The 6878-nt window shown below is 42.7% G+C and carries 6 protein-coding genes and 1 pseudogene; 4 read left to right on the top strand and 3 right to left on the bottom strand.

Annotation, left to right across the window (positions count from 1 at the left end; translation table 11 throughout):
- The first annotated feature begins 556 nt into the window (after positions 1 to 556).
- Positions 557 to 2071: pseudogene (locus IBX40_09770) on the top strand (hypothetical protein).
- Positions 2072 to 2184: 113 nt separating this feature from the next.
- The gene (locus tag IBX40_09765; GenBank protein ID MBE0524602.1) at positions 2185 to 2361 is read left to right on the top strand and encodes a hypothetical protein; all 177 of its coding nucleotides are present in this window, start codon (positions 2185 to 2187) and stop codon (positions 2359 to 2361) included.
- A gap of 49 nt (positions 2362 to 2410) precedes the next feature.
- Here the strand turns inward: IBX40_09765 and IBX40_09760 are convergent, their stop codons facing one another.
- Complete coding sequence (locus IBX40_09760) at positions 2411 to 2689, bottom strand: hypothetical protein (protein MBE0524601.1); 279 nt, start codon at positions 2687 to 2689, stop codon at positions 2411 to 2413.
- A 78-nt stretch (positions 2690 to 2767) separates the two neighbouring features.
- On the opposite strand from IBX40_09760, the gene IBX40_09755 reads away from it, so the two are divergent.
- The gene (locus IBX40_09755) at positions 2768 to 3292 is read left to right on the top strand and encodes an archaemetzincin family Zn-dependent metalloprotease (protein MBE0524600.1); all 525 of its coding nucleotides are present in this window, start codon (positions 2768 to 2770) and stop codon (positions 3290 to 3292) included.
- A gap of 28 nt (positions 3293 to 3320) precedes the next feature.
- Here IBX40_09755 and IBX40_09750 read toward each other — a convergent pair whose 3' ends face one another.
- Positions 3321 to 3845: a phosphoribosyltransferase gene (locus tag IBX40_09750; protein ID MBE0524599.1), complete on the bottom strand. Its 525-nt coding sequence runs from the start codon at positions 3843 to 3845 to the stop codon at positions 3321 to 3323.
- Here IBX40_09750 and IBX40_09745 point away from each other — a divergent pair.
- Positions 3839 to 4831 carry a tetratricopeptide repeat protein gene (locus IBX40_09745; GenBank protein ID MBE0524598.1) on the top strand — a complete coding sequence of 331 codons (993 nt, stop codon included), beginning with the start codon at positions 3839 to 3841 and terminating at the stop codon, positions 4829 to 4831. The genes IBX40_09750 and IBX40_09745 overlap by 7 nt on opposite strands.
- A 151-nt stretch (positions 4832 to 4982) precedes the next feature.
- Here the strand turns inward: IBX40_09745 and polX are convergent, their stop codons facing one another.
- Positions 4983 to 6695, bottom strand: coding sequence for a DNA polymerase/3'-5' exonuclease PolX (polX, locus tag IBX40_09740; protein MBE0524597.1), 1713 nt, complete (start codon positions 6693 to 6695; stop codon positions 4983 to 4985).
- Between the last annotated feature and the right edge of the window lie 183 nt (positions 6696 to 6878).

The following is a 6878-nucleotide window of genomic DNA, read 5'->3' as shown; positions in this document are numbered from 1 at the left end:
GGAGAGCGAGTAATCGCTCTTTCTTATTCGGCTCTAATCCGTATCATCCGTGTTCTAATTTAACACATTTAAATAACCTTTAAAATATATATCAGGTGGCTCCGGCACTTACCGTCATAACATCTAATTTCACATTCCCCAAACCGCCGATTCAATCGAAAAGGGCCTGCCCCCCACCACCACAAGACCGGGCGAAGCAGATCAGGACGGGCACCCAAGTAAAGTGAAGCGAGAAGGGGCAGCATGATAGCGGAAGAAAAAATGGGGGCTGTGTTTCATTATTTGGCTCACCGCAAAGGTCGCAAAGAGCGCAAAGGATGTCGCCTTGGCTTTGCGTCCTTAGCGTTCTTTGCGGTGCAAGATTTCAATTATGAGCCCGTGGCAAACTAAATTAAATCATTTATTTTTTAATTTAATACATTCTAATGACATATTTGACTAATTAATTTAATAAATAAGATCTAAATTTAAATTAAATTAAAATAGAAATGATTATGCCATTTTAGAGCAATATTAAAGTTGCAAAATCAGAAATACCTCTAATGGGGGCATAATCATAATTAAGATAGTAAGCAAGGGATATAAATTCTTCATTAAACAATTTGATGATTTTTTAGGTGTCAGCATTCTGACTGTAGTAAGTCTCAAGAGTGTAGATGGTCGAAAAAAATACAAAGAAATTTTTCATAGAATGCCTAAAGAAAAACAGATTACGAAAAAAATACGAATTCTTTCAATATTTCAGTCAAAGCTCTCTGATTTTTCAAGAAAGATAAGACATATCAGAAAATGTCAAAAAATATTATGTGGATATCAAGAAATTGTGTTCACAGATTGCCACCAAATAAAAAAGAAGAACAAACATAATAGCCATGCCATCCACATTTTTCAAACTAAGCTTACTGATTTTATTAATGGCACCTCATTATACCTAAAAAGAAAAATCAGAATACCTTATAAAACAAAACCTGTGCAGGTAAATAATGAAAAATATGTGGAAGGAGCATTACCTGAAAGTCAGATATTAGCTTTCCAAAAATATTCTACATTTCATGGATATTTAAATAACCTGTTTGCATTAAATCCCTCACTTGATGAATTCTTCATCAATATGCAGATGAATCATGGTTATAAGCCTCAGCAAAATTTTGATTTCCTCAACTTCAATAATATTTTCAAGTTAGAAGTAACAAGATGTAAGCTTGGTTATACGCATTTTAATTCCTGGATTATGGAGTTCAACCAAAACAAATCGTTGAGAAAAGAATTGGGAATACTAAGCCAATATCAACTTAATGTGCGTTCCTATCTTAGGAATCTGAATATAATCAGTTCATGTTTGAATGAATATGCAGATCAATTAAAACAAGAATGCAGAGCCCTGAATCTTATTGGCGATAAAATATGGATCTGGGATCGAAGATTCTTTGAATGCAATAGCAATGGTGTCAAGCGTAAAGAAACAGGGAAGCTTTCTGATCCCGATGCTGGGCATTACGTGAAAAAGACTGGAAAATATAGTGTACTTACAGGAACTGGTTATACTGATACTTGTCTCGTTGATCGATCATGGGGATTGCCCGTATATTGGGATGCAGTAAGTGCCAATAAAAATGATAATACAATATTTCAAGATACAATCCATGAGAGTATGAAATCAACTGACTCGAAGCCGATTTTTCTAATTGGTGATGCAGGACCTGACAGTCATGGATCAAATAAAGTTGTGAAGGATTACAAAATAATTCCTGTTATAGCAGCACGAAGAAATAGTGTTGGTGATATAATAAAAACGGATGACTGAAACTGTTTCCGAGGAGAATATATTCCGAGGGAATTCCATCCATTGCTTGGCAAATTATACGACCTCAGGACGATTATTGAACGTAGAAATTCCTATGAAGTAATAGGATATCATCGCTCTGAAATGCCAACTCGAGGAATAAATTGGGCAAGAGGCTTTGTTTCTATTTCCAATATTACTTCTTTACTTACAGCGTTAACTGCCTATAAAGTTGGGAGATTTGACTTGATTAGGGCTCCGAGTGCTTTTAGAAGGTTATCAATCTAAGCCATCAGAATGAATTTATTAGAGATTAACGAATTAATTGGATTTGAATTGAATTTTTAAGCTATTTTATCGAGTTTGCCACTGGTTCAAATAACATTAAAATTATATTTCGGGTGGCTCCGGCACTTACCGGCATACCATCTAATTTAACATCCCCAAAACCGCCGATTCAATCGAAAAGCGCCTGCCACCCCCCACACCACAAGGGCAGGCGATGCAAATCAGGACGGGCACCCGGGAAGAGTGAAGACGAAGGGGCGGCAGGGGAACCGAAAAAGGATGGAGACTGAAATAAGTTTATTATTAACCACAGATGAACGCAGGCGTGCCGAGCAAAGCTCATATTCGCCAGCTGGTGAAAATCCAGCCTGAGGAAAGGCTAGCCACCACCTCAGAACTGAACCCCACACCCAGTCTGGTAACAGGCTGATGTGAAGCTGGGGGGATAGGATACCAGGCTACAACGGAAGTGAAGGTTATAAGCCCCGAAATATCGCTGATCTTGGAAGCCATTTGGAACCTGGAACCTTTCATCATTGATCGTATTCGAGATTCCTTCCAGTCTACATAGATCTTTTTTCGTACTGTTATGATGCATTGGAAATTTATTGGCAGCAAATGATGAAAGTATAGACAAATGAATGACAAATGGATTTAAGGTTTTAAAAGAAAATATATAACAGGAGTGCAGGAGAGATGAAATTTATTATTATTCAACCGGTGGCGGAAATAAGAGAGGAATTGTTGACCTCACTTGGAGAAGGATTGAAAGAGGTCATTGGATATCCTTACAGGATATCTCCCCTCTCTGAAATCCCGGAATCCTCTTATAATAAGGATCGTGGACAGTATGATGCCGAAGTCCTGTTGGGAGAGATAGCAAAGAACAATTCTTCAGTTAGTCTTCTTGGAGTGATAGATGTTGATTTGTATGTTGAAAGCTTGAATTTCGTATTCGGATTGGCAGATAAAGGCTCTGCGATCATATCGATTACCAGATTAAGACCAGAGTTCTATGGTGAGAAACGGAATGAACATATGTTCAAAGAGCGAGTATTAAAAGAATCAATCCATGAGCTTGGACATACCTTTGGACTACATCACTGCCCCGATAAACGATGTGTAATGCATTTCTCGAACAGTCTTGAGGATACTGATATCAAAAGTACGGATTTCTGCAGGAATTGTTCAATAATAATTAACAGGAAATTAAGCAGCTAAAAACGTCTAACAAGGATAAAGGAGCAATTCAGTAAATAAAGGGCTCTCTTTTTATAATTGACAGCACTTCATCATCCCCGAGATCATACCAGTTTTCATACGCATCGGCTACAGCAAAATAATATCCCCTTCTCACGTTCAGACATACCAGTTCATCCACATGAGGTAGTACGAAATCCACAGTTTTATTAGATGCTGTAGGTACAGCAGCTATGATCTTTGAAGGCTCTAACGTTTGTGTAAAACCGATAGCTGCAAGCATTGTATAACCTGAGGCAAGTCCATCGTCCACCAGGATAACTGTCTTGCCTTTCAAATCCGGATATGGTCTTCCTTTTCTGAATATCTGGTCCCTCTTTTTTATACTATCAATCGTCTTTTTTTTCTGTGCAATGATCTCATATTCAGCCAGGTGGAGTTGTGCTACCCAGAGTTCATTGAGTATCATTTCTCCATCTGGTCCCACAGCTCCGAAACCTGCTTCAGGATTGTCAGGCAGCTGTATTTTTCGCACAATGAGCAGATCTGCAGGGAGTTGAAGGGCCTTTGCAATCTCATCGGCTTGCCTCCTGTGCCGCTATCACCCAGCTGGGATACATACTTGTAAGCGGCCTGCTGCCAGATATTAAGGCTGCCAGTGCAGGCCCCCATGTGTTTCTGATTATTGGCAGTTCCACTCCAGCATTATTCGTGGACTTCAGCCTGGATTCCATACTGGAGATTGATGTCCGGCAGACATATGAGCAGAAGGGGAATTACTATTATCTCAAAAAAAAACCGGAACTTGATAAGGAGACCTTACAGTTCTTAATCCAGTATTATCCTGTTTACCATGTTACCTCTAATGTGGGATTAAGCCATAACATCCATAATAATCTGGGCATCACCTATGATAAGGTGGGCAGGTATCAGGAGGCGCTCCAGGAACTGACAGCTGCCCGGCAGCTTGATCCGGGGTATATCGACGTGATCAATAATACTGCTGTCACCTATTATCATATGTGTAAAAATGATGAAGCAATTCAGGCACTGCAGGAGACTATACAGTCAAATCCGGATAATGTACAGGCCCATTACAACCTGGGTAATATCTTTGCCAGCCAGGGCAGAATTGATGAAGCAATAAAGGAAATTGATCAAGCAATTCGGCTTAATCCCAATTACGCTCCTGCCCACAACAGCCTGGGAAATATCTATCTTGAACAAAAGAACAATGAAGCGGCAATCACAGAATTCCAGTCTTCCTTAAAGCTTGATCCGAATTATGCTGTGGCCCATATTAATATGGGGAATGTGTATAAAGATTCAGGCAGATATGAGGATGCGATCACAGAGTTTGAAGCAGCCATCGAGGTAGATCCCGAATGTGTCGAAGCAAATTACGGTATGGGAATGGTCTATTGCCATAAGGGTAGTTATGAGAGAGCGGTTCATCCATTGGTACAGGCCGTATACCTCAAACCCGAACTGATGGAATCAGTTCCTGATAAGTTAAGACTCAAGGTAAGCCGCGGGATATCAAGACTGCAAAGGATGTAGGTGAACCTCATGAAAGAATGTGATGATTTTTATGTTTTCTGTTAGTATATGGGACGACAATTCATGATCTGCGTTTCTTTCCTGAACTTCGATATTTTACCAGAGCAGCCCCACGTCTCAATCAGCTGCTTAATATCTTCTTTCCTGCCCGTCATGGTTTGAATGGTAATGAATCTGCTTCCCGTGTATTTATCACATCTTCTTTCTCAAGCCAGCCCCGCCGTGCTACCATTACCCCGAAACGCATCATGTTCAGCCCGCTACTGGAATGTGCGTCCGTACCAATGGCAACCCTGACCCCCAGCTCTTTGGCCTTTCGCACGTACACATCTGCCAGGTCCAGTCTGCTGGGATGGGCATTGATCTCCAGTGCGGTCCCGATCCGTTCAGCCGCTTCCAGCACGGCGGTCATGTTCACAGCGTAAGGTTCCCGTTCCCCGATCAACCGGCCTGATGGATGGGCCAGTATGTCCACGTTGGGATTCTCCATGCCTTTTATGATGCGCCCGGTCATGGTGCGTTCATCCTGCTGGTGTGCCGAATGTACGGCTGCTACCACAACATCACACATTTCCAGCACGCTATCTGGCAGATCGATGGACCCATCTGCCTTGATATCCACTTCAGTACCGGACAATATGTTGAAATTTTCAAGTTCGTCGTTCAATGCGCTGATCTCCTGGATCTGCTCCCGCAGTTTATCCTCTGCCAGCCCCCTGGCAATACCCAGGGACCGTGAATGGTCAGTGATACCCAGGTAACGATATCCCCGTTGTTGTGCAGCATCGGCCAGGGTCTCGATGGAACCAACGCCGTCACTCCAGTCCGAATGGACATGCAGATCTCCCTTGATATCCTGCAGTGTGATAAGCCGGGGCAGCGATCCCGCCAGGGCAGCTTCGATCTCTCCCGCATCCTCTCTCAGCTCGGGCGGGATGTACGGGAGACCCAGGTGTTGATAGACCTCGTTTTCATTATCGCAATAGATCTTTTCCCCATTTCCCACATCTTCCAGTGCGTATTCACTGAGACTGAGACCCTGTTTAAGGGCAATGCTTCGCAGTTTCACATTATGTTCCTTGGAACCGGTAAAATACTGCAGTGATGTGCCGTATGACCTTGCTTCCAGAATCCTCAGATCCACCTGCACTGCATCCTTTGTGACAATGGTGACCTTGGTCTTCCCTTTCCCCAGTACCTGTCCCACTATGGGCATACCCACAAAGGCGTTGATAAGCTGAACCGGATTGTCATGGATAGCCAGGAGATCGATATCGCCGACCGTATCCCTGCCCCGCCGCAGACTCCCAGCCGGGACTATGGTGCCGGTCTTAACATAATGATCCATGAACTGGAATATCTCATCCACCAGCCCGTATGCCTTTCCAAAGGGTATCCTGCCGCTTCGCTGGCGGTACCGCTCAATGGCTTTTATGATGTTCTTCTCTTTGGTCTGACCAAAACCCGGCAGCCTGCGTAGCCTATGGGACCGTGCGGCCTGTTCAAGGGTATTGAGATCTGTTATGCTCAGCTTCTGATACACAAGCTGGACAGTCTTGGGTCCCAGGCCGGGTATCTTCAACATCTCACTCAATCCGGCGGGAATCTCTTTGAAGAGGTCATCATAGTATCCCAGTCGTCCGTTCTTCAGATATTCCCCGATCTTCTCTGCAATGGCCGAACCCACACCAGTTATTGATTCCAGTTCTTCTGCTGCATAGATCTCCTGGATGTCAGTGCTCAGGCTTTCCACAGCGCGGGCTGCTTTGTTGTACGCTCTGATCTTGAAGGTATTTTCTCCTTTCAGCTCGAGCAGCTCGGCAATGTGGTATAATAATTCGGCTGTCTCCTGATTTTTCTTCATGTTTATCTGACCAGGGTGTTGAGAAAACGGGAAATGGTGAGAATGGTTTTATCTTACACACCCCATCTTTTCTTGCAGTTGATAAGAATTAGAGGTATTTAATCTACTAAATATCTGCGTTTGTTTGGAAAATTATTGGGACCAGTTTTTACTCGGGCACAGTATCCATTCTCAAATAATTCG

This window comes from Methanosarcinales archaeon (assembly GCA_014859725.1).
Taxonomy (GTDB): Archaea; Halobacteriota; Methanosarcinia; order Methanosarcinales; family Methanocomedenaceae; genus Kmv04.
Note: the sequence above shows the minus strand (reverse complement) of the source record. Positions and strands in the feature narration are given on the sequence as shown.